General features: G+C 67.8%; 28 protein-coding genes and 1 pseudogene. 17 read left to right on the top strand and 12 right to left on the bottom strand.

The annotated features are described in order from the left end of the window. Positions 1–183: 183 nt before the first annotated feature. From C665_RS20880 to C665_RS08100, 5 genes are all read right to left on the bottom strand, one after another. The gene (locus C665_RS20880) at positions 184–339 is read right to left on the bottom strand and encodes a hypothetical protein (protein ID WP_169316027.1); all 156 of its coding nucleotides are present in this window, start codon (positions 337–339) and stop codon (positions 184–186) included. Between the two features lie 103 nt (positions 340–442). After that, entirely contained in the window at positions 443–757 is a 315-nt protein-coding gene (locus C665_RS08110) for a BrnA antitoxin family protein (RefSeq protein ID WP_040828811.1), read from the bottom strand. A gap of 47 nt (positions 758–804) precedes the next feature. Next, positions 805–1,155 carry a type II toxin-antitoxin system HicB family antitoxin gene (locus tag C665_RS08105; protein WP_004304980.1) on the bottom strand — a complete coding sequence of 117 codons (351 nt, stop codon included), beginning with the start codon at positions 1,153–1,155 and terminating at the stop codon, positions 805–807. After that, positions 1,152–1,328, bottom strand: a complete 177-nt coding sequence (locus C665_RS20205) for a hypothetical protein (RefSeq protein WP_211207578.1) — start codon at positions 1,326–1,328, stop codon at positions 1,152–1,154. The genes C665_RS08105 and C665_RS20205 overlap by 4 nt, the downstream gene beginning before the upstream one ends. Before the next feature lie 128 nt (positions 1,329–1,456). Next, on the bottom strand, positions 1,457–4,981 hold the full coding sequence (locus C665_RS08100) for a class I SAM-dependent DNA methyltransferase (RefSeq protein ID WP_004304979.1): 3,525 nt from the start codon (positions 4,979–4,981) through the stop codon (positions 1,457–1,459). 232 nt (positions 4,982–5,213) lie between these two features. Between C665_RS08100 and C665_RS08095 the strand changes: the two genes are divergently transcribed. The 4 genes from C665_RS08095 (at position 5,214) to C665_RS08080 (ending at position 7,291) form a co-directional block, all read left to right on the top strand. Next, on the top strand, positions 5,214–5,501 hold the full coding sequence (locus tag C665_RS08095) for a BrnA antitoxin family protein (protein WP_004304977.1): 288 nt from the start codon (positions 5,214–5,216) through the stop codon (positions 5,499–5,501). Between the two features lie 187 nt (positions 5,502–5,688). Then, positions 5,689–6,489, top strand: coding sequence for a DUF3047 domain-containing protein (locus tag C665_RS08090; protein WP_004304975.1), 801 nt, complete (start codon positions 5,689–5,691; stop codon positions 6,487–6,489). Further along, entirely contained in the window at positions 6,486–7,097 is a 612-nt protein-coding gene (locus C665_RS08085; RefSeq protein WP_004304974.1) for a sigma-70 family RNA polymerase sigma factor, read from the top strand. The genes C665_RS08090 and C665_RS08085 overlap by 4 nt, the downstream gene beginning before the upstream one ends. Next, positions 7,094–7,291 carry a zf-HC2 domain-containing protein gene (locus tag C665_RS08080; protein WP_004304972.1) on the top strand — a complete coding sequence of 66 codons (198 nt, stop codon included), beginning with the start codon at positions 7,094–7,096 and terminating at the stop codon, positions 7,289–7,291. The genes C665_RS08085 and C665_RS08080 overlap by 4 nt, the downstream gene beginning before the upstream one ends. A 3-nt stretch (positions 7,292–7,294) precedes the next feature. Here the strand turns inward: C665_RS08080 and C665_RS20500 are convergent, their stop codons facing one another. Continuing rightward, positions 7,295–7,450 carry a putative universal stress family protein gene (locus C665_RS20500; protein ID WP_004304970.1) on the bottom strand — a complete coding sequence of 52 codons (156 nt, stop codon included), beginning with the start codon at positions 7,448–7,450 and terminating at the stop codon, positions 7,295–7,297. 157 nt (positions 7,451–7,607) lie between these two features. Between C665_RS20500 and C665_RS08075 the strand changes: the two genes are divergently transcribed. Together C665_RS08075 and C665_RS08070 are read left to right on the top strand one after the other, a co-directional pair. Beyond that, positions 7,608–7,946 carry a type II toxin-antitoxin system RelE/ParE family toxin gene (locus C665_RS08075; RefSeq protein ID WP_040828809.1) on the top strand — a complete coding sequence of 113 codons (339 nt, stop codon included), beginning with the start codon at positions 7,608–7,610 and terminating at the stop codon, positions 7,944–7,946. Positions 7,947–7,948: 2 nt separating this feature from the next. Then, positions 7,949–8,269 carry a helix-turn-helix domain-containing transcriptional regulator gene (locus tag C665_RS08070; RefSeq protein ID WP_004304966.1) on the top strand — a complete coding sequence of 107 codons (321 nt, stop codon included), beginning with the start codon at positions 7,949–7,951 and terminating at the stop codon, positions 8,267–8,269. A 62-nt stretch (positions 8,270–8,331) separates the two neighbouring features. Here C665_RS08070 and torD read toward each other — a convergent pair whose 3' ends face one another. The 5 genes from torD to C665_RS08045 form a co-directional block, all read right to left on the bottom strand. After that, positions 8,332–9,045: a molecular chaperone TorD gene (gene torD, locus C665_RS08065; RefSeq protein WP_004304964.1), complete on the bottom strand. Its 714-nt coding sequence runs from the start codon at positions 9,043–9,045 to the stop codon at positions 8,332–8,334. Then, the gene (torA, locus tag C665_RS08060; protein WP_004304961.1) at positions 9,045–11,561 is read right to left on the bottom strand and encodes a trimethylamine-N-oxide reductase TorA; all 2,517 of its coding nucleotides are present in this window, start codon (positions 11,559–11,561) and stop codon (positions 9,045–9,047) included. Before torA ends, torD begins: the two co-directional genes overlap by 1 nt. A gap of 16 nt (positions 11,562–11,577) precedes the next feature. Further along, positions 11,578–12,801 (bottom strand): pentaheme c-type cytochrome TorC, encoded by a 1,224-nt coding sequence (gene torC / locus C665_RS08055; protein WP_004304959.1) that lies wholly within the window; start codon positions 12,799–12,801, stop codon positions 11,578–11,580. Positions 12,802–12,876: 75 nt separating this feature from the next. Continuing rightward, positions 12,877–13,062: a periplasmic nitrate reductase, NapE protein gene (locus C665_RS08050; protein ID WP_004304957.1), complete on the bottom strand. Its 186-nt coding sequence runs from the start codon at positions 13,060–13,062 to the stop codon at positions 12,877–12,879. Positions 13,063–13,256: 194 nt separating this feature from the next. Then, positions 13,257–14,582, bottom strand: coding sequence for a hypothetical protein (locus tag C665_RS08045; protein ID WP_004304955.1), 1,326 nt, complete (start codon positions 14,580–14,582; stop codon positions 13,257–13,259). Positions 14,583–14,804: 222 nt separating this feature from the next. On the opposite strand from C665_RS08045, the pseudogene dmeF reads away from it, so the two are divergent. The 3 genes and pseudogenes from dmeF to C665_RS08030 all read left to right on the top strand — a co-directional run. Further along, positions 14,805–15,787: pseudogene (dmeF, locus tag C665_RS08040) on the top strand (CDF family Co(II)/Ni(II) efflux transporter DmeF); the annotation flags it as partial. 181 nt (positions 15,788–15,968) lie between these two features. Continuing rightward, on the top strand, positions 15,969–16,307 hold the full coding sequence (locus C665_RS08035; RefSeq protein WP_004304951.1) for an arsenic metallochaperone ArsD family protein: 339 nt from the start codon (positions 15,969–15,971) through the stop codon (positions 16,305–16,307). Positions 16,308–16,492: 185 nt separating this feature from the next. Further along, complete coding sequence (locus C665_RS08030; RefSeq protein ID WP_040828807.1) at positions 16,493–17,083, top strand: hypothetical protein; 591 nt, start codon at positions 16,493–16,495, stop codon at positions 17,081–17,083. Positions 17,084–17,149: 66 nt separating this feature from the next. Here the strand turns inward: C665_RS08030 and C665_RS08025 are convergent, their stop codons facing one another. Then, positions 17,150–17,617 (bottom strand): hypothetical protein, encoded by a 468-nt coding sequence (locus tag C665_RS08025; RefSeq protein WP_004304947.1) that lies wholly within the window; start codon positions 17,615–17,617, stop codon positions 17,150–17,152. Positions 17,618–17,738: 121 nt separating this feature from the next. On the opposite strand from C665_RS08025, the gene C665_RS08020 reads away from it, so the two are divergent. The 8 genes from C665_RS08020 to C665_RS07990 form a co-directional block, all read left to right on the top strand. Beyond that, positions 17,739–17,990: an RNA recognition motif domain-containing protein gene (locus C665_RS08020; RefSeq protein WP_004304945.1), complete on the top strand. Its 252-nt coding sequence runs from the start codon at positions 17,739–17,741 to the stop codon at positions 17,988–17,990. Further along, entirely contained in the window at positions 17,987–18,616 is a 630-nt protein-coding gene (locus C665_RS08015) for a DUF3313 family protein (protein WP_040828805.1), read from the top strand. Before C665_RS08020 ends, C665_RS08015 begins: the two co-directional genes overlap by 4 nt. A 56-nt stretch (positions 18,617–18,672) precedes the next feature. Continuing rightward, a complete protein-coding gene (locus tag C665_RS08010) occupies positions 18,673–19,035 on the top strand; it encodes a hypothetical protein (RefSeq protein WP_004304941.1) in 363 nt (120 codons plus the stop codon). Next, the gene (locus tag C665_RS08005; RefSeq protein WP_004304939.1) at positions 19,035–19,436 is read left to right on the top strand and encodes a hypothetical protein; all 402 of its coding nucleotides are present in this window, start codon (positions 19,035–19,037) and stop codon (positions 19,434–19,436) included. The genes C665_RS08010 and C665_RS08005 overlap by 1 nt, the downstream gene beginning before the upstream one ends. After that, a complete protein-coding gene (locus tag C665_RS08000) occupies positions 19,433–19,930 on the top strand; it encodes a hypothetical protein (RefSeq protein WP_004304937.1) in 498 nt (165 codons plus the stop codon). The genes C665_RS08005 and C665_RS08000 overlap by 4 nt, the downstream gene beginning before the upstream one ends. A gap of 195 nt (positions 19,931–20,125) precedes the next feature. Next, on the top strand, positions 20,126–20,326 hold the full coding sequence (locus C665_RS20645) for a hypothetical protein (RefSeq protein WP_012585632.1): 201 nt from the start codon (positions 20,126–20,128) through the stop codon (positions 20,324–20,326). Between the two features lie 3 nt (positions 20,327–20,329). Then, positions 20,330–20,539, top strand: coding sequence for a gas vesicle protein GvpG (locus C665_RS07995; RefSeq protein ID WP_004304933.1), 210 nt, complete (start codon positions 20,330–20,332; stop codon positions 20,537–20,539). Between the two features lie 144 nt (positions 20,540–20,683). Next, a partial coding sequence (locus C665_RS07990; protein WP_040828814.1) for an efflux RND transporter periplasmic adaptor subunit occupies positions 20,684–21,602 on the top strand: 919 nt, incomplete at its 3' end.

Genomic DNA, 21,602 nt, shown 5'->3' with positions numbered 1-21,602 from the left:
GTGGGCGCGGAAGGCCTGGCGGTGGCCGACGCGGGTCGCGTCGGCGCGTCGTGGAGGGGCGGCCTCGGAAGGCCGGTATTGAACGTGTTTGCGGCGAAGTTCTCAAGTGCTGCGCGGGGTCGGCGCGTGCGCGCAGCCACGCGGGACGATGGGACGCCGCCGCGGTGCATCGCGGTCAGCGGCTCATGGCTTGCGGATTCGATCGCTGATGATGCCCAAGCCTGCCGCCACGGCGACGATCAAACCCGGCAGCGGCGGCCAGCCGAGCTTTCCGCTCCAGGCGATCACGATCAGCGCTGCCGCGGGCGCGACGACCGCCGCGACGAACAGGTTGAACAAGGCATGCCACATTTCGGCACCCCATCGGCGGTGGTCCGGACGAGCGCAGGGGCGGGAAGGCTTGATCGGGATTGGTTAATCGTGGTCTGTCCCCGTTTTCCGTTCACGGCGTTGGATGTTTCTTGACCCACTCGCGCAGGGCGTCGTTCATTCGCGTCTGCCACCCCGGCCCGCCCGAGCGGAAGGCCTCGAGGATGTCGTGGTCGATGCGGATCGCGACCTGCTCCTTGGTGCCTGATCCGACAGGCCGTCCGCGCTTGCGCCGCGCAGCCTCGATTCCTGCGGCCAGCTCGACTGCAGTGGCGGGACGGTCATCCTCATCCGAGCCGTCCCACACAAAATCCTGCGCTGGCGGGATGGCGCGTACCGCCTCGAGCACAGCCTTACGTTTCATCGCATTCGTTTTCGAGCCACTCATCGCATACCTCGCGTTCTTCCCTGCTTGCCCGGCGAAAGCTGGCTTGATCACACATGCCGCGAATTCAGCGACTCGGCCAGCATCGAGACCAGCATCGTGTTCATGCTGACACCCTCCTGTCTCGCGCGTGCGATGAGGCGCATGTGCAGGCTCTTGGGTATGCGGGCCACGAATCTCCCGGATTCGCCCCCTGCGCCCGGCTCGGGAATGGCGTCGCCACACTCCGCGGCGACCTTCAACCATGCGGCGGCCGCGGCATAGCCGTCTTCGATGGCGGCCTCGGGGGTTTCGCCGTCGCCCATGCAGCCCGGCAGATCGGGAAACGTCGCAAGCCAGCCGCCTCCCTCATCGGGCGACAAGGGGCGAATCTCGACCGGGTACTGTCGTTCGTTGGTCATTCGTCATCTCCTTGACCGGACTGGATCAGCCGAACCCGTTGCCGGATGTAGATCGGCTTGATCGGCCGATGAGCAGGAATGCTCACCTTCTTGCCTGCGGCGTTACGTACGATGTGATGGCTTCCGCCGGGGCAATGAATCGTCAAACCGTAGGCCCGCACGACTGTTTCCACCTGCTCGATCCGTCAGTCACGCGGGTTGGCCACCATGGCATCGAGCAGCTTCTGCGCTTTGGTCATTCTTGAGTCGTGATACTAAATATAGTGTCAATCAACCCGTCGTCAACCTGGGGCCGCGACGTTCACCCCTGCAAGCGATACGCGCCGCCCTCGTGCGCCACCATGCCGAGCTCTTCCAGCGCTTCGAGCACCGCCTGCACGCCGGCGCGGGGTGTGCGCTTGAAGCGGGCGGCGATGGCCTCGGCGGGGAGCGGCTGGTGGGCGAGCGCGCTGCGCACGGCGGCGACCTGTTCGCGCATGTTCTTGGGCCAGGTCGCCTTGCCGGCGGCGGGGGCGGCGGCCGAAGCGGCGTCTGCCTCGGCGTCGGCGACGGGGGCGGCGCCGCCTTCGAGCTCGGCTTCGAGCTGCTCGGGCGCGGCGGCTGGCCGGGCGTGTGCGGCGCCGGGGTTCTGGTAGTCGGGGCGCAGCCAGCGCACGTGGCCGCGGGCTTCTTCGGCGGCGCGGGCGGCGTTGAGTTCGACCAGGCGGCGCAGCAGTTCTTCCTCGGCGGCGGCCTGGGCTTCGGGCTTGTCGGGCACCGGCGTGGTTGCGCCGGGCTTGCCGACGAGTTGCGCGGCGAGGTCGTTCCAGCCGTAGGCCTCGAACACCGCGCTGTCGAGCGCGTCGTGCAGCTCGCGCAGCACCGACACCAGGCCCTGCTCGTGGATGGTGCGTTCCTTGGGTGTGAGCGTGTCGCCGGCGCGCAACTTTTCGAGCACGTTGTACATGCCGGTGAGCGTCAGCTCGGGGTGCTGCGCCTGCTGGCGCTTGCGGTGGGCGTCGAGCTGCTCGGCGAGGTCGCGGATGCGGGCGGCTTGCGCGGGCGTGGGGTCGGGGAAGGGGAAGGTTTCGAAGCAGGCGCTGTTGTTATACCTCGGGTCGTTACCTACGCCCAGTCGGCCACCTGCCGCAAGAGCCCAAGCTACGTGAACTCGGGAAGATAACGATCCGAGTGCGAGCGCGTCATTCAGGGTGATTGCGATCAAGCCCTGATCAGGCAGCAGGCGCTCCTCGAGAAACAGGAATGTCCTGTGCTTCGCAGTCATCACGGTGGCGATGTATCGACCAAGCCCAAGTTTTGCTTGGCGAAGATCGGGCCTCGCCTCCGCGAAAGTCCACCACTTTGCTCTGTAGGCCGCCCTTTGAGATTGCTCCCGCTCGGGCTTCACTCCGTTGAGGACGCGCTGGAATGCTCCGGGAAACTTCCGGCGTGATTCCTCCTCGGAAAGCCCGAAGAAGTCGATCGCATAGACGCCTCTTGGCCGCGCGGCCAAGTCTTTCCCATTACGAAGCTCCTTCACCGCGTGAGGTTCGGCAGTAATCAGCGGATCGTCTGGTTCGACCCAAAAACCGGAGCCCATCAACGTGACACCGCGGAATCCAACTCGAGCATTCGCTCGGAGGCGGCGGGCGTTACCGGTGTCCGCGCCAACCTGAAGATCTGCGAACAGGCGTCCACTCCGACCATGTAGTACCACGTCCACGGAGTCCTGTTCCGTTTCGTTTTCAACCTTCACCTGCACCAAGTGGCCATCTTGCTCACCACCAATCGCCACCGTCATCGCAATCCTCACCGCCGCCCCGTCTGCCGCATCCACCCAGGGGTGATCCGGAATCGCGAACGCCAGCGACAGCGGGTTCTTCGCCTCGAGCTGCGCCTGCACGACGCGGCGGTTGAAGGTCTGCTTGATGCTGTTGGTGGTGATGAAGCCGAAGCGGCGCGCCTTTTCCGCGCGCACGGTCTCAGCGGCGATGTGCCACCAGTACATGACGAAGTCGGCGGATTCCGGCACCTCGGGCCAGGTGCGGCGAACCGCGTCCACATAGCCGTCGCCGAGCGCGCGGCGCATGGTGGCGGCACCGATGAACGGCGGATTCCCCACGATGTAATCCGCCTGCGGCCATTCCGCCTTGCGCGGGTTCACGTAGCGCATCTGCACCACCTGCGCGGTCTCGTCCGGGATGTCCTCGCCGGTGATCGGGCTCTTCCGGTAGCTCACGCCGTCCCAGCGCGTGACCGGGCGTCCCGCCTCGTCGGTGACCGGTTCCTCGCGCTCGTACTCGATCAGCGCGTCGCGGTGCTGGATGTTGCGGAAGTCGCGCAGCACCGGCTCGGGCGGGGTCACCGAGCCGTGGGTGCGGAAGTGCCATTGCAGGTAGCCGATCCACAGCACCATCTCGGCGATGCGGGCGGCGCGCGGGTTGATCTCGAGGCCGAGGAACTGCTGCGGATCAACGGTGACGCCTTCGAGTTCGAGCAGGCCCTGGGATTCGCCGAGGTCGTGCAGCAGGTTGAGCACTTCGCCTTCGAGGCGCTTGAGGTGTTCCAGCGTCACATACAAAAAATTTCCGCTGCCGCAGGCGGGGTCGAGCACGCGCACGGTGCACAGGTGGCGGTGGAAAGTGCGGATCTCGGCGACCGCCTCCTTGTGCTTGCCCTGCTGCTCGTAGGTGAGCGCGGCCGCCTGCACTTCGCGCCATTCCGCGCGCAGCGGTTCGATGACGGTGGGCAGCACCAGGCGTTCGACGTAGGCGCGCGGGGTGTAGTGGGCGCCGAGCTTGTGGCGTTCGCGCGGGTCGAGCGCGCGCTCGAGCAGGGTGCCGAAGATGGCGGGTTCGACGTAGCGCCAGTCGGCCTTCGATGCCTTCAGCAACAGCTCGAGCTGGTCGCGGTCGAGCGGGATGGCGCTGGCCTCGGAAAACAGGCCGCCGTTGAAGCGCAGCACCTTGTTGCGCAGGATCGGCGAGAAGCCGCCGGTGTTCATGTTCTGCCACAGGTGTTCGAGCATGGGCGCGAAGGTGTGCGGCTGGCCCGCGAGGCTTTCGAGCAGTTCGGTGAAGGCGCGCGGCGGCAGCAGGCCGATGTCCTCGGCGAACATGGTGAACAGCGCGCGCATCAGGAAGCCGGCGACCTGTTGCGGGGCGTGGCCGGCGGCTTCGAGCGAGCGCGCGAGCGAGGCCAGGCGGTCGGCGATCTCGCGCGTGACGCGCGCCGAGCGGCGGGCGGGGTCGAGCGCGAGCGGGTCGAGCCAGACTTCGCGCAGGCGCTGGCGGATGTCTTCGCGGTGCAGGTCGTCGAGGCGGATGCGGTGGCTGCGCGGGTCGGGGTAGGGCGTGTAGGTGGCGCCCGAGCGGCTGAATTCGGCGTAGAGCTCGATGTTGCGGCCAACGTCGACGACCAGGATGAAGGGCGGCCGGCCCTCGTCGGCGGGCAGGGCGCGGGCGTACTGGTCGGCCTGGTTGTGGGCGCGCAGCATGGCCTTGTCCCAGCCCGAGCTGTCGAGCGTCTTGCCCGACTGCTTGGCCTCGCACACGAAGGCGCCGCGGCGGTAGAGGTCGATGAAGCCGTTGCTGGCGCTGCCGTCGGGCTGGCGCATCAGCACCCGGCGCTCGAACACGTAGGCGTTGTCGCGGGTGTCCTCGCCGGCAGGGTCGGGGCGCGGCAGCGCGAGCAGTTCGCACAGCTCGGCGAGGAAGAGCTGGTAGTTGGCGCGCTCGCTGCCACCGGCGCGCTGCCAGCGCGCGATGAAGGCGTCGAGGGCGGCGGGGCTGGCGCTGTCGGCGGGCTGGGGCAAGGTGGATGACGAGGTCACGGGGTGGTCATGCATGCGGGTTGGGGTGCGGGGATTGTAGCGGGCGGGGTGGTGTCAGGACTTGTGGGTTTGCACTGCACGCGCGGCGAAGGCAAGGGCGGGGAAGTGGTCGCAGTGAGGTCGGGGTGTGGTGAATTGGACGTGCATGTACAAAAATGTCGGACAGATTCCGTCGTCTTCGTGGATCGTGCCGATAGCCGGCGGGTGATCAGCCTTCGCAAGGCCAAGCAACGAGAGGTCAAACGCTATGCCGAAGCTTAAGACGGGAACCCTGCATCCGAGCGCCGAGGAAGATGCAGCCATCACGGCCGCTGCGTTGTCGGATCCGGATGCCATCCCCTATACGGATGCGGAGTGGGAGGCGGCCAAACCGACGATCCGCTGCGGCAGGCCGCCGGCCGCTGTAACCAAGGAACGCATCACGATCCGCTTGTCGCGCGACGTGGTGGAGCAGTTCCGCGCGACGGGGGATGGCTGGCAGACGCGGATGGATGCCGCGCTCAAGGACTGGTTGAAGACGCACTCGCCGGCTTGAGACGTTTGCGCGGTAGGTGATGCGTATGGCACGCACACAATTCTTGTAAGCGTTCGTGGGGCGTGGTGCGCAGGTTGGGTGTCGTGCTCTCTTCCTCCCGGGAAGGCGTGCCGTGCTGGTCCGACCACCATCCGGAGCCTGCAAGCCACGCGCTTAGGACAAGCAGCCTGAGATGGAGACAACACAGATGCCTGCAGATACCTGCATGCGCTGGGCACTCGCCCTGTCACTGATGTGCTCCGCAACCGTGGCGCAGGCTGCCACGGTCTGGGTCGGGCGCTTCCCCGCCGGCGCCTCGGGCCTGCCCGAGCCCTGGCGCGTGCAGCAGCTCGACGCGCGCGTCGCGCCCACGCGGTACACACTCAAGACCTGGGATGGCGTGGTCGCGATCGAGGCGGTCGCCGAGCGCAGCATGGCCCTGCTCGGCCGCCCGCTCGAGGTCGACCTCGAGGCCACGCCGCACCTGTGCTGGCTGTGGCGCGTCGATGCGCCGCTCGTCACCGCGGACATGAGGACCAAGGCTGGCGACGACTACGCGGCGCGGGTGTATGTGAGCTTCAAGGTGGCGCCCGAGGCGCTCGGCTTGGCCACCCGGGCCAAGCTGGCGCTGGCGCGCTCGATCTACGGCGACCAGGTGCCGGACGCGGCGCTCAACTACGTGTGGGACAACCGCCAGCCGGTCGGCACCCTGATGCCCAACGCCTACACCGACCGCACGCGCATGATCGTGCTGCGCTCGGGCGCGGGGGATGCCGGGGCCTGGGTCGTCGAGCGGCGCGATGTGGCGGAAGACTTCAAGCGCGCCTTCGGTGATCTGCCGGCGCAGCTCGGCGGGATTGCCCTGGCGTCCGATACGGACAACACCGGCGAGCGGGCACGCGCAGGGTTTGCGGAGTTCCGCTTCGTGTCGCGCGACGAGATCTGTGCGGCGCCCGATCCAGCGACGAAGCGCGATGATCGGGTTGCACCCGACAGGAGCGAGCGATGAGCAAGGCAGGCGCACAGGCTGCGGCCCCGCCGTGGGACGACGCGTCGATCAGCGCCATCCGGCGCGACATGCTGCGCTTTGCCCGCATGCAGCTGCGCGACAGCGGGGCGGCGGAGGACATGGTTCAGGAGGCGCTGATGGCGGCGATGCGGAGCGCAAAGAGCTTTGCCGGGCGGTCTGCCTTCAAGACCTGGATGTTCGCGATCCTGCGCAACAAGATCGTCGACCACATCCGCGCGTCCTCGCGTGAGATCTGCAGCTCGGATCTCGTCGGGTCCTCGGATCTGGACGCCGGGCTGGAAGAGTTCGACGTGCTGTTCAAGCAAGGGGGGCACTGGAACCCCGACGATCGCCCCGCGACCTGGTCCGATCCGGAAGCCGCCTTCGAGCAGGACGCGTTCTGGCAAGTGTTCGACCTCTGCATGAACAAGCTTCCCGAGCACATCGCCCGCGTCTACACGATGCGCGAGCTGCTGGAGCTCGAGACCGCCGAGATTTGCGCGGAGCTGGGCATCACCCCCAACAACTGCTTCGTGATCCTGCACCGTGCGCGGCTCGGGCTGCGGGAGTGTCTGGAGAACCGCTGGTTCCAGGGAGAGTCCCGATGAAGATGATGAACTGCAAGGACGCGACCCGGCTCATGTCCGAACGCTACGAGCGCACGCTGAGCCTGCGCGAGCGCCTGGCGCTGAAGGTGCACACGGCGATGTGCAGGGGCTGCTCGAACTACGGGCTGCATCTCGACGTGCTGCGCCTCGCCGCCAGGCGCCTGCGCGAGGGCTGCGAGGGTGGCGAGCGCTGAGCATCAGCGCAGCAGCAACGTCGGGATCGTCGCTGCGCGCAGCAGGTCGGTGGTCTTGCTGCCGACGAGCACCGCGCGCAGCGGCGAGTGGGCGTAGGCGCCCATCAGCAGCATTTGGATCACGCGGATCAGCAGCGCGAGCGGGAATAGGCCCGCCAACAGCGTTTTCCCGCCGGCCTCTGCCACAGGTAAAATGCGATCGAAATATGCATTAAGCAATTCTGTTGGCAGCCCGACCCTGCTGTGCAAAATCTTCGAGAACGCTCGCTGAAGTCGCTCTCCTTAAAAGTAACTTATCTGTTACCATTGGCAAGCAATGCCCTACCATCTCAGAGAGCTTGTTTTACCTGATGGCAGCAGTCCCTACGCCGACTGGTTTTCAACGCTCGACCCCATCGCGGCCGCGAAGGTTACGGTAGCAGCGGCAAGAATGGAGCTGGGCAACCTCTCGAACGTCGAGTGGTTTCGGGGCATCGGTGAGTACAAGATCGATTGGGGCCCTGGATACCGCATCTACCTGGAGAAGGATGGGCTCGAGATCGTCGTGCTGCTCGGTGGCGGGAGCAAGAAGCGCCAGCAGGGCGATATCGACGAAGCGGTGGCCTTGTGGGAGGACTACAAGCGCCGCAAGGCCCGGATGAATAAAGGAGCCTGACCATGGCACTGACCCGCGACTTCAAGCAGACCGTCGCTGCACGGGTGCAGCGCGACCCCGCGTTCGCGCAGGCGCTGCTCGACGAGGCGATCACCCTGTTCATCAACGGTGAGCCCGACACCGCAAAGCTGGTTTTGCGAGACCTTGTGAACGCGACCCTTGGCTTCGAGTCCCTCGCCGAGGAGATCCACAAGCCCGCGAAAAGCCTGCACCGGATGCTGTCGGCGTCGGGCAATCCGACGATGAGCAACATCTCGGCGATCTTTGCCGCCATCAAGCGGGCGCTCGGGGTCGAAGTGCGGACGACCGTCGTCGTGGCATGAGTGCGGGCGCGCACCGAGACGTGCGCTCGCACCGTCGGGTGTGACGGTGCAGGGCGCGCGCGTCAGTCTGCGGCTGCCCCCGCACCCCCGCCCACATCCCCCAGAAACGCCATGTCCGCACGCACGAACCCGAGCAGCAGGGCCGCCAGCGCCGGGTAGACGTCGAAGCGCGGCCGCGCCTGCTGGCAGCGGGCGACGAAGTGCGGCAGCCAGTCCAGCAGCGCGGTGCGCAGGAAATCCGCCTGGGTCGCGGCTGCGGTGGGGAGGTCGCTGGCCCCCGAGTCCTTCTCCGCCACCTCCGCCATCACCGCCAGCGCCACGGCGAGGTGGTCGGCGGGTTCGCGGAAGTCGGCCTGGATCGCCAGCTTGCGCGCGGTGAGGAACTCGCGCATGCGCGCCTCCGCCGCGCCGTAGAGCGGCGAGGCGGCGTCCTTGCCCGCGTAGGCCGAGGCGTAGGGCAGGGCGCTGGTCGTGCCGTCGAGCAGGAAGAGCTGGGCGAAGTCCGCGGCCAGCTCCAGGCGTGGCAGTTGCTCCGCGCGCAGCGCGGCGACGGCGTCGTCGAGGCGCTGCACCTCGGCGGCGAGGCCCAACTCGGCCAGCCCCGCGAAGGGGGCGAAGCCCCCGTCCGCGAAGTGGCTGCGGAACAGCTCGTCGGTGACCTCCTGCGCGTACAGCCGGGAGAACCAGCCGTACAGCCCGGCGCGCTGCGTGCTCGCGAACCGCCATTCCGCGGGCGAGAGGGGCGGGGGTGTTCCTGCCTGCGATCGCGCGTCCATCACGCCTTCACCTCCCGGCCTTCCGGATCGACCTCGATCGGGCCGCCGAAGGACGTCACCCGCGGCGGGGTGCCGACGAACTTCTCGATCTGCACCAGGCAGGTGTTGGCGCTGGTGGCCTGCGCCAGGCTGGAGGTGCCGATGTCGAGCGTCAGCGTGTTGGGGTCGCCGTAGGTGTCGAGCGCGCCGATCTCCGGACCGGTCGGTCCGTACCAGGCGCCTTCCTGGATGCGCACCACGCCGCGCGGGAAGTTGTCCGACACGTGCGCGCCGGCCAGCAACTGGCCGCGGTCGTTGAAGACGCGCACCAGGTCGCCGTGGGCGATGCCGCGCGCGGCGGCGTCCTCGGGGCCGATGAACACCGGCTCGCGGCCGGCGATGGCGTAGGTCTCGCGCAGCGGCTCGGATTCGCACAGCTGCGAGTGCAGGCGCTTGTCCGGGTGCACCGACTGCAGCCACAGCGGGAAGCGGTCGGAGCCGGGGCCGCCGTGCGAGCGCTCGGTCTTCTCCATCCACACCGGGTGGCCCTTGCAGTCGGCGTAGCCGTAGCGCTCGATCTTGCGGCTGAAGATCTCGATGAAGCCCGACGGCGTGCCGAGCGCGTTGACCTCGGCGTCGTCGCGGAAGTCGGCGTGGCGCACCCAGGGCTTGCCCTCGGGGAACAGCACGTAACCCTTCTGCCAGAACTCGGCGAACGGCGGCATGGCGATGTCCTTGAGGCCGTTCTCCTTGCGGCAGTCCTCGTAGATCTTCTCGATCCACTGCATCTCGTCCATGCCGCGGGTGTATTCGGCGTCGCGGTTGAAGCGCCGGGTGAGGCCGCGGAAGATCTCGAAGTCGGGGCGCGAGTGGAAGAGCGGGTCGATGAGCTTTTGCATCGCGAGGATGCCGCGGTTGCTGTACGAGCCGTAGCCGTCGAGGTCGTTGCGCTCGAAGGGCGTGCACGCCGGCAGCACGATGTCGGCGAAGCGGCAGGTGGCGGTCCAGTTGTAGTCGATGGCGACCACGGTCTCGAGCTTCTGCCAGGCTTCCTTCATGCGGTTGCGCTGGGGCTGGCGATGCCACTGGTTGCAGCCGCTGAAGATCGCCATCTTGTAGGGCGGCAGCTTGACCTTGCCGCCGTTGAAGTCGATCTCCTTGCCCGGCTCGAGCAGGGCGTCGATGACGCGAGCGATCGGCACCACCGCGCTGTAGCCCTTGTAGTCGGTGTTGTCGTGCCTGGGCTTGCGGCCGGGGTCGAGGTTGAGCGGGAAGGCGCCGGGCATGGCGGCGCCCGACGAGGACACGCCCACCGAGCTGTAGTGGTGCGCGTAGCTGATGCCGCCGCCGGGCAGGCCGATCTGGCCGAGCATGGCGGCGAGCACCGCGCCCATCCAGTAGGGCTGCTCGCCGTGCTGCTGGCGCTGCACCGCCCAGCCGAAGATGAGCTGGGTGCGGTGCCTGGCCATCAGGCGGGCGAGCTCGCGGATGCGATCAGAAGGCACGCCGCAAATCTTCTCCGCCCACTCGGGCGTCTTCTCGACCTTGTCCTCGGTCTTGCCTTGGAGGTAGGGCAGGAACTGGTCGAAGCCGAGGGTGTAGGTGTCGAGGAATTTCTGGTCGTGCAGGTTTTCCTTCACCAGCGTGTGCGCGATGGCGAGCATCAGCGCCACGTCGGTCATCGGGTTGATGTACTGGTGCTCGGCAGCGCCGAGGTAGTTCAGCGTCTTGCTCTTGACCGGATCGATGCAGATCACCTGGATCGACTTGTCGGCAACCTTGGCCTTGAGCTGCTCGAAGTAGGCGTAGGACTCGTGGGTCTCGGTGTTCCAGCCCACCTGCAGGTTCTTGATCGGGTCGTTGGCCCAGAACACGACGAGCTTGCTCTCCTTGAGGATCACGTCCCACGAGGTACCTTGCGAGTACACCTCGGTCGAGCCGAGCACGTAGGGCAGGATCATCTGCCCGGCGCCGGTCGAGTAGTCGCCGATGGTACCGACGCTGCGGCCGTGCATGCCGACGCCGCGCACCATGTGGTTGCCGCAGCTATGCACCTGGCCGACCGAGCGCCAGCCCACGCCGCCGGTGTGCAGCGCCCACGGGCCGTAGTTTTTCTGGATGCGCTCGAGTTCTTCGTAGAACAGGTCGAGCGCCTCGTCCCAGCTCACGCGCACGAAGCGGTTGTCGCCGCGCTGGCTGGTGTCGCTGAGGTGGCGCTTGCGGTACCAGTCCAGGCGCACCATCGGGTAGCGCACGCGGGACGGGCTGTAGATCAGGCCGAGCAGGCCCTTGACCATCTCCGTCGGATGCTTGTCGTGCTCGAAGGGGCGGATATCGACCACGCGGTCGCCGACCACCTTGGCGCGGATGGCGCCGAAGTGCGAGCCGGAGATCTTCCAGGTGGTGATGTCGTCGCCGACCGCGGCCGCCTCGCCGGCCGCGAGGGCCGGGGCGGCGGTGAGCAGACCGGGCGCGACCAGCGCGCTGCCCGACATCGCCGCCATGGCCTTGAGGAAACCTCGCCGAGAGTAGTTCATGGTGTTCAACTCCTGATCAGGGACGCGCGGTCTGCAGGGCGGCATCGGGCGAACCGGCGCCATGCGACTTGCTGAAATCGGACGAATGGGTCTGGAGGTACTTGAGCACCACGCGGGCGGTGTCGTCGTCCATGCTGGTGAAGCCGACCATGCCGCCGAACAGGCCCGGCCAGGTGTTGGCGTCGAAGTGCGCTTCGTCGGGCTGGCGGTGGCACACGCTGCAGCTGCTGCTGTAGCTGGCGCGGGCGATCGACCACACCGGTTCGACGCTGTCGAGCACGCTGCCCTTGCGCATCCACGCGGTGGCGGTGACCTGCTGCCATTCGAGGCCGGTCATCGGGTCTTCCCGGGTGTCGAGCACCTTCACGAAGCTCGTGTCCTGCGCGACGTCCTTGTCGAAGGTGGCGCTGGTGATGTTGAGGCCGAAGTGGCTGTACCAGACGCGACCATAGCCCTTGTTCTTGCGCCACAGCGCGAACTCGACCCGCTGCGCGTCGCCCTTGGTCTCGAGCACCTTGACCTGGGTGGCGACCTCGACCGAGCCGATGCGCTTGCTCAGACCTTCGTCGGCGAAGAGTTCCTGCGGCACCACCAGGAAGTAGTCCTTGCCCGTAGCCACGCTCTGTCCGGAGGCGGAGGACACCAGGGTGTCGAAGGCCGGGTTGCGCGCGCCCTTCATCTCGGGCAACTGGTGGGCGACGCCCTTGTGGCAGTCGACGCAGCTCTGGTTGCGCTCGGCGGCCTTGCGCATCGCCACCTGCGAGGCGGGGCGCATCTTGTCGAAGTTCATGTCCTTGTAGTCGTGGCAGGCACGGCATTCCTTCGAGCCGTTGGCCGCGAAGCGCTTCCACTCGCGCTGCGCCAGCACGATGCGGTGCTCCTTGAACTTCTCGCGGGTGTCGATGGTGCCGAGGAGCTGGCCGAGCACCTCGCGGCTGGCCTGCATCTTGCGCGCCACCTTGTCGGTGAAGTCGTGCGGCACGTGGCAGTCCGGGCAGCGCGCGCGCACGCCGCTGCGGTTGTTCCAGTGCACCGTCTTCTGCAGCTCGGGCAGCAGGTTGTCGTGCATGGTGTGGCAGCTCAGGCAGAACTCTTCCTTGTTGGTGGCTTCCATGGCGGTGTTGAAGCCTTGCCAGGCCAGCACGCCGGCGATGAAGCCGCCGGTGACCAGCACGCCGAGGCCGATCCGAACCGATGGCTTGAGGAAGAGGTCCCGCAAGGACCTGAGTAGATTCTTCATTTCAATGCTCCTGCTTGTTGTCCGGTTCCCGGGCCTGCGGCCCTGCCGCGAGGCCTGTGTTGCAGCGTGGAGGGATCAGGACGGGGGGCCGAAGAACAGGATCTGCAGGAACCAGACCACGAATCCGTAGGCCGCGATCGCCAGCACCATGGTGATGGGCAGGCCGACGAAGGCGAGCAGCAGGAACCTGCGCCACTCGCCCGGGCGCTGGGGCGCCTGGGTACCCGATGGGGCGGAATGCCCGCTTGCTTGATTGTTCACGTCTCGATCTCCGCGTTGATGCGTTCTCCGGACGAGGCCGGAGGCGACGCGCGCGTGGCGCGGGATCGGCTCGGGCTGGGGATGGTCCGGTACTAAAGCCACACCCTGATCATAGATATCGGGTGTTAACGCCGAGGGGAAATTTGTGAATGGAAAGGAGCGCTGGTGTTAATGGCATTAACACAAGCCTCTTTTCACCCGGAAAGCCGCCCGGCGGTGGCCACGAATACCGGCGCAAAGCCGCCGCCCGGCGTGCGGAAGTTGGTCGTCTGTCCCTTGTACAGCCGCGCAGCGACCAGGCGGATCGCGCCGGCATACGCATACGCGCGGACATCGAGCTTGAGATCGCTGCGTTGGCCATCAACGGCGACGCGCCGTGCGGAGGGAAGGGCGAGGTCTTGCGCGACGTAGCCGCCGGCGAGAATCTCCTGCCAGACGCGCTGCGTGAGCTTGTCTCCCCGATAGGTCGCACGACTGCCGAAACCGGCGAAGGGTTTGAAGAACAGGCCGCGCCGTGCTGCCCACAACGCTCCTGCGCGTTCCGGGGTGACTTCGACCGTGCGCGGGACCCCTGCGAGCAGGCGGTCGACAAGGGGCTGTGGCACGCCGAGTTCGGCAAGCCGTGCGGCATCGCTCAGGACGGTGAGGTTGCGCTTGTCCGCGTAGAGCGCGTGCGCACGCGGGTGGGGGGTCAGCACGACCGCGCCGGTCTCGTAGGCTGCGCGCAGGGGCGCCAGCGCTGGAGCCTGCAGGTAGAAATCGGTGAGGCGGTTGTAAACCAGGTCGATCGGCGCGCCGCCATGCAGCAGGCGGCCCGACTCGAACGACAGCTCGGCCGGGTCGCAGATCACGGCATCGATGCCGGCGCCGCGGAAGAGCTGGCGAAAGAGCAGGAACTCGGGATACAGGTATTGGCCCGTGGGATGTTCGTCGACGATGGCGACGCGGGCGGGCTTGCCGCTTCGCCCCTGCAGCGACCAGTCGGCGAGGAAGTCGTCCAGCCAGCGCTGGTCGAGCGTCCCGAGCGCTGCGGTCGGGCGCAGGAAGGGCTGGATCTGCTCGCAGCAGGCTTTTTGCGCGCGTGCCAGTGCCCCGTTGAGCAGGGCTCCGCCGGCGTTGGTGTTGATCTCGATGAGCTGCGGGCCGGCTTCGCCCAGGTGAAAGTCGAAACCCATGAACACCGATTTCGGTCCGAGCGCGATGCGGGCGATCGGCGGTGCGCGATCGAGCGCGATCGCCTGACAGGCCGGCAGCGTCAGGACCGATTCGACCGCGCCGATGAGGTCCGCCATGGCCGCCAGGGTTGCGGGCGCGATGAACACGGCGGTCGCGGAGAAGAGCTGCGGCCGGCTGCGGCCGATCTCGGCGGCGAGCCCGAGCAGGCTGGGCTCCGCCTCGAGCTGCTGGCGCAGGCGCTCGGGATCGAGGCTGCGGCAGTCGCAGCCCCGGTTGATCGCCTCGGCCATGTCGCGCGCGCCGGCGTACGGGGTGAAGCTGAAATCGCTCGCTTCCATGTTCATCCCTTTCTGCAAGCCCGTCCGGGCTGTTGCATGCCCATTGGAACACGACCCGGGTGGCCCCGGTCCCCGGCTTCGGATACCGTACCCCCTATCGGCCGAGGTCGTCGAGGAGCACGTCCGCACCCGCATCGCCGATCCGGCGATGACCGATGATGCCGAGCGCACCAAAGGCGCCGACGAACTGATCGGCGTCCTGCGCACCTATCTGAAGCGAGCCCCGCCATGCAAACCGAGAACCTGTCCGCGTGGACCCACGACCACGTCTTCGATACCGGCAACGCGCTCGCCGAGCGCAGCACGCGGGTGGTGATGTGGATCACCGCCGCGGCGATGGTGATCGAGATCACCGCCGGCTGGTGGTTCTCAACTCGATGGCGCTGCTGGCCGATGGCTGGCACATGAGCTCGCACGCCTTCGCGATCGGTGTTTCCGCGCTGGCCTATGCCGCCGCGCGGCGCTACGCGCAGGACCGGCGCTTCGCCTTCGGCACGTGGAAGATCGAGATCCTGGGCGGCTTCGCCAGTGCCATCTTCCTGCTCGGCGTGGCGGCGATGATGGTCGTCGGCTCGATCGAGCGCATCGTGTCGCCGCAAGCCATCCAGTACCGCGAGGCGATCGCGGTCGCCATCCTGGGGCTGGCGGTCAACCTCGTGTGCGCGCTGATCCTGGGCAGGGCGCATCATCACGGCCACGACCATCACCATCACCACCACGGCCACGGTCACGGCCACTCGCACGGCCACGGTCACGAGCATCCCGGTCATGCCCACGATCACCCCCATCACGACCTCAACCTCAAGTCGGCCTACCTCCACGTCATCGCCGACGCGGCGACCTCGGTGCTGGCCATCGTCGCGCTCGTTGGCGGTTGGATCTACGGCTGGTCCTGGCTGGATCCGGTGATGGGCATCGTCGGCGCGGTGCTGGTCGCCGTCTGGGCCAAGGGCCTGCTGGTCGAGACGGGCCGGGTGCTGCTCGATCGCGAGATGGATCACCCGGTCGTCGCCGAGATCCGTGAAGCGGTCGAATCCGCACCGGAGGCGGGCGAAACCCGGATCACCGACCTGCACGTCTGGCGCGTCGGCAAGGCGGCCTACTCGTGCGCCGTCGCGGTGGTGACATCCGATGCCGCGCTCACCCCCGACGCCGTACGCGCCCGCCTGGCGGAGCACGAGGAGATCGTGCACTCCACGATCGAGATCCATCACCATGGCGGTTCCCGGGGAGCCCTTGTCGAGGCCGCTCCGTGCGGCGGCGACGGTGCGCCCGCCCGCTTGGCACCGATGCCGGGGGCGCGATTAAATTGGGTGCTTCGGCGCCGTGGGTGACCGAATCGATCGATCTTTCCATCGACTTCGCCGGGCTGGCGGGTACAGGAGACAAGAAATGAGAAACATCCAGATTTTCGAGCTTTCGCAGGGTGGTAGCGGCGCGGTCGCGGACGAGTCGATGGCTGATTTCGCCGCCGACGTGGCGTGGGCGATGGGGCAGGGCGCACACATCGAGCGCTTCGGCTTTGCCGAGCAGCCGGACGAGTTTGCGCGGAATGCGGTTGTCGAGGACTTCGTCGAGCGCTCCGGATATGACGCCCTGCCGCTGGCCCTGGTCGACGGCGAGCTGGCCGTGGCCGGCCGCCATCCCACGCGCAGCGAGCTCGCGCGCTGGGCCGGGCTGGCGCAGCCGATTCCGGCGGGGGGGTGCTGCTCGGGCGGCCATTGCGGCTGAGCTTGGGACGGGCCCTTCATTCGACCGCCTGCGCGCGGTCTATTCAAGCAGCAGCGCCGGAAGGCGCGAATGCGGCGGGTGGGGTGGCACGGAGGCCCGAAATGGGGCAAGGCGGTCCCGGGCGCCGGCGACGCGCGCGATCATGCCGGCTGTGAGCACTTGGGCGCGTGCGGGAGGGGGCTTCGATGGTCAAGGCTTGCCATGAGCTGCGTGTCTCCCTGGACAGCATCCGGTCCTTGGGCCCTCCGGATGCCGGTGCACTTGGGGGGACGTTGCCGGCGGACATCGCGGAGGAACTTCTCACTCAGGCACGTTCGGCCGACGAGCGTGCGGCGCTAGTGATCCGGTTCGTGGTGCCCGACGCCGACGCGGCGTGCGCCGATGCGATCGCGGCGCGGGTGCACACGCATTTCGCGCGCGCTGCGCAGCGTCACGCGCTGCAGATCCGCGACATCTTCCGCTTCGCGCGGGTGTCGACCGCGGTCGGTCTGCTTTGCGTGGTGCTGCTGCTCGCCTGCGCACAGGCGATCCCCGAGGACGCGGGGAAGCTGATGAACGGGGTGCGCGAGAGCCTGAACATCTTCGCCTGGGTGGCGATGTGGCGACCCGCCGAGCTGTGGCTGTACGCCCATCTGCCCGAACGCCACTGGCGCCGCCTCTCCCTGCGCCTCGGCCAGGCGAAGGTGGGCGTGGAGCGACCGGCCGCGACGATTACTCGCGCAAGCGCATCGGGAACGCCTCGCGGCCCTGCCTCCGAGACCGTCGCCGCAACCTGAACGGACTCCCCGTTCCCCCGGACCGAGCCACCCTGTCCGCCCCTGCCGCCGGCAGTCGGCGCCGGTTCAGTCCAGGCGCGCGTGCTGCAGGATGCCCTCGATCACGCGCGCGGTCTGCAGCAGGCGCTTGACCGACTCGCGGGTGAACTCGTAGGTGGTCTCGTCGACGCCGCTCCGCAGCACCGCCCAGCGCCCGTCCTCGGTGCGTCCGAGCTTGCCGCGCTCGCGCAGCTTTTCCAGCTTGCGCCGCACGGTCTCCTTCGGCAGCCCTGACACCTGCACCAGATCGGCGAGGCGAACCGGGCGTGCCTCGCCGAGCAGGAAGCCGTCGGGCGCGAGCAGGTCCGCCGGCTGCGCGCCGGGATGCATGGCATGCGCGACGCTGAGGTGCGCGACCAGGCCCCACAACAGGGCGCTCTCCGCGTCGATCTCGAGCAAGTTGATGATGCGTCGCATGTGATCGACCAGGTGGCGGTTACTCGCAAAGGCCACCATCGCGAAGGTCTTCTCGAAGCGCCGGTCGAAATCGTCCATCTCGATGTCTCCAGACGAGCGGCGGCCCGAAATGGGCCGTTTGCCGCCGATTTTCCCTGCGCCCGATTTATCCTGCAACGCCTTTTCGACCCAATCCAGTTCCAGCTGCCGGAGGCCGCACTTGAAGCTGATCCTGTCGGGCCTGAGTCCGGAAACGGATCTCGCCAACCTCACCAAGCGCATGAGCCGTTTCGGCCCGGTGCGTGGCGTCCGACCGGTCCGCGAGGGCGATCCGCAGCGCCCATGGTTCATCGTCGACCTCGACCTGCCGCACGGCGCCGCGGTTGCGGTCGCGCGCCGCATCGACGGCATCTATTTCAACGGCCGCTTCCTGCACGCGAGCGTGATGCTCCCGATCGGATCCGATAGATGAAGACGTTACGCCTTGCCCTGCCGTGTGCGCTCATGCTGGGCCTGAGCGCCTGTTCCACCACTCCGGCGCTGCGCGCACCGGAGGATTACCCCCGGCTCGACGTCAAGGCCGACGAGCCCAACACCCTCGTGTTCGTCAAGCCGGGCATCGAGCTGAGCCGCTACACGAAGGTCTTCGTCGCCCCGGTGGCCGTGCAGATCGGTGAAGAGGGGGCGCGTCACGATGTCGGCGACGCCGAGGCGCGTGCGGTGGCGGCGTTCGCCGAGCGGGTGCTGAAGGAGAAACTGTCGCGAACCCGGCAACTCGTCACCGCGCCCGCGCCGGGCGTGCTGAGCGTGCGCTTCCGCATCATCGGGCTCGAGCCGACGAGCGGTGCCCAGATGGTGATGATGGTGCCGCCCTTCGCCCTCATCAACATGGTGAGCCCGAAGGGGCTCTTCATCGGCTCGGTCACCGTCGGCGGCGAACTCTACGAGGGGCTGGCCAGCACGCCCAGCGTCGCCTTCGTCGCCACCCGCAGCCGGCCGGGCATCGACGCCGCCTCGGCGTTCGGGCGCTGGTCGGCCGCCGAGAAGGTGCTGGAGAACGCCGCCGAGCGCCTGGCGACGGACCTCGATCGACCCTGAGCCCTCGGCTGCGCATGCGCCGTCCTGATTGCCGTCTCCCTAGAAGGAAACCTGACATGAAAATTCGTCCGTTTGTCTGCAGCCTGGCGCTGTGCCTGGGCCTTTCCGCGCCGAACGCGGGGGCCGAACCCGCACAGGGCGACGAGATGGAGCGTGCCCGCTGCAGTGGCATCATCGATCTTTTCGTAGCGGCCGACCCAGCGCTCGAGAAGGACGAACAGGCGCTGGCCGCCGCCCAGGATCGTGCCTACGTCTTCCTGATGTGGGCCCATGGCTACCTGAGCGGCCGCGACGGCATCGACTTCGCCCGCCGGCCGCTGAACCAGGACGGCATCACCGCGCTGGTGGGCGAGATCTACGCGGTGTGCAGGAACGACGAGGCGCGTCTGTTCCTCGATGCGATGAAGGAGATCCGCTGATGAGCGAACCGGCCTTCAACTTTCGTCACGGCAAGCGCGGCGACGCGCGCCGGCAACTCGCCGCGCTGGGCCTCGCCCTGGTCCTGCTCGCGGGCCTGTGGCCGCAACCGGCCGAGGCGCAATCGCCACGCGCACGCGAGCGGCGGGTGGAGCGTTCGCTGGCGGCCAAGGATGCGATCCGGCATCGGCAGATGAAACGGGCCTATGTCGCCGGCGCGGTCGCGCAGCATCGGCGCGAGCGGATCCGGGACCGTTACGAGGACCGCTATTACCGCGACCGTTACGAGCGCTACGACCGTCGCGACGATGACGATCTCAGCCGCGTGTTGATCGGGGTCGCAGTCGGCGCGGTCGCCACGAGCATCATCATGAACAGTCACCAGGATGGGGACGCACGATGACGATCCGATCTGCAACCCGTTACCTTGCCGGCGTCGTCCTTTGCGCCGGGCTGGCCTTGGGTGCGCATGCCGGAACGCCCGAGGAGGACGCGACCCTCGGTCTGATCCGCGAGCAGTTCCAGGATGTGGACCTGCGCCGCGTGATCGAGGTCAGCGCCAGCATGAAGCTCGACGAGCAGGGTGCGAAGCGCTTCTGGCCGATCTATCGCGCCTACCTGGCCGAGATCGTCGCCTTGCGTGACCGTCAGATCGACACGCTTGCCGAGTACGCCAGGCAGCTCGACGCGGGCTGGATCGACGACCCCACGGCGCGCACCTCGCTGGCACGCTCGCTCGCGCTGGAGCAGGCCCGGGTGGACGCCCGCCACCACATGATCCGGAAGGCGGGTGAGGTGATCACGCCCATCCAGACGCTGCGGCTGTATCAGCTTGAACTGGCGATGGATGCGTCGATCGGCAGTCGTGTGCTCCAGCAGATCCCCCTGGCGAAGTAGGCAGTGGCCGGCCAGCCGAAGCGATGTTCGCAGCCGAGTGCCTGCAGGCGGGCGCCTGTTGCGTCGGCCTGGCCCATTTTGGGACGAACGCGGACATGGGGCATGCGGGCCGGATTAAGCTGCGCAAATCGGTTTCGCCCGTCCCGCATGGCCGGTTTCGGTCGTGCCTGTCGCCACGCTCATGGGATCCTTTCAATGAATACCAGGCTTGCCCTCTTCGCCGGGCTGATCGGCTTGTCGCTGACGGGTTGCGGTGGCCACGAAGTCGTACGGCCTACGGTGGACGTCTCCATCGGCCAGCAGCTCATCGACCTCAAGCGTGCGCGCGAGGCGGGCGCCCTCTCGGACCGCGAGTACGAGCGCCAGCGCGAACGCCTGATCGACAGCGTGGAGTGAACCATGCGCACGAAAGCTTATCCCTTGCTGGCCGTCCTCGGTTGCCTGCTGTTGGCGAGCTGCGGCGGGGACACCTATGTGAAGGTGCAGGGCACCACGACGATCTCGAAGGGGCAGGAGCTGGCCGACCTGCAGCGCGCGCTCGACGAGGGTGCGATCGATCGCGGCGACTACGATCTGCTGCGCAAGCGGATACTGGACCGACCCAACTGACGATCGGTCCCGCGTCGTGCGTGCCCCGCATGCACGCGTCGTGTAAACAGGCCTTGCGCGATGAGCACGTCTGGTGGCTGCGCCGCGCCGGCAGTGCGCACGCGACCCGCGCCCCGACCGCCCGCATCCGACCAGAAGAAATTCATGCGCATTCAAAAATCAGTTTTCGCGCTGACTACCGCGCTGCTTTGCCTGTCGTTGGCCGCCTGCAGCGAGCGGCCCGCGCCCGTTGCGGCGGTGGAGGCGACGCGTCCGGCGCCGATTCTCACCGTCGGACGGCGCACGGCGGACGAGGCCTTGCGCCTGCCGGGGCGGGTGCGTGCAGCCAGGCGCGCCGAGTTGTCGTTCGACGTGCCCGGCTTCGTCGACTCCTTCAGCCTGGAGGAGGGGCGGCGGGTGAAGGCTGGGGAGGTGGTCGCGCGCCTTGACGACCGCATCTACCGCTCGCGTCTGGACGCCGCGCGTGCGGAGTTCGAGCGTGCGCGGAACGATCTCGCGCGCTATCAGCGCCTGTGGGAAAGCGAGCAGGCGGTCGCCCGCGCCGAGGTCGACGACCGCCGCGCCCGCCTCGAAGCCGCGCGCACCAGCCTCGCCGCCGCCGAGCGCGATCTCGCCGACACTGCGATCAAGGCGCCTTTCGAGGGCGTGATCACCCGCCGCCGCATCGAGCCCTTCACCAATGTGCAGGCCAAGCAGCCGATCGCCGAGCTGCAGGACCTGCGCGCGCTCGAGGTCGTGGTGAATGTGCCCGAGCGTCTGGTGCGCCGCATGCGGCCGCAGCAAGCTGCGGTCGCATTTCTCGAGGGCGAGCGCAGCGTGGAGGGCGACCGCGCCGCGCCGGGGCAGGTGCTGAGGCTCGAGCTGCAGTCCTTCGCCGCCGAGGCCGACGCGCTGACGCAGACCTATGCGGTGGTGCTCGCGGTGCGCTCGGTGCCTGCCGGCGTCAACCTGCTGCCGGGGATGGCGGTGAGCCTGGAACCGGCGGCGGACGCCGGCGGGGCGCCCGCGGCGGACGCCGCCATCACCGTCCCGCTCGCCGCCGTGGCCGCCGACGCGCAGGGCC

This window comes from Thauera aminoaromatica S2 (assembly GCF_000310185.1).
Classification (GTDB): Bacteria; Pseudomonadota; Gammaproteobacteria; order Burkholderiales; family Rhodocyclaceae; genus Thauera; species Thauera aminoaromatica.
The sequence above is the reverse complement of the archived record's forward strand: the minus strand, read 5'-3'. Positions and strand labels throughout refer to the sequence as shown.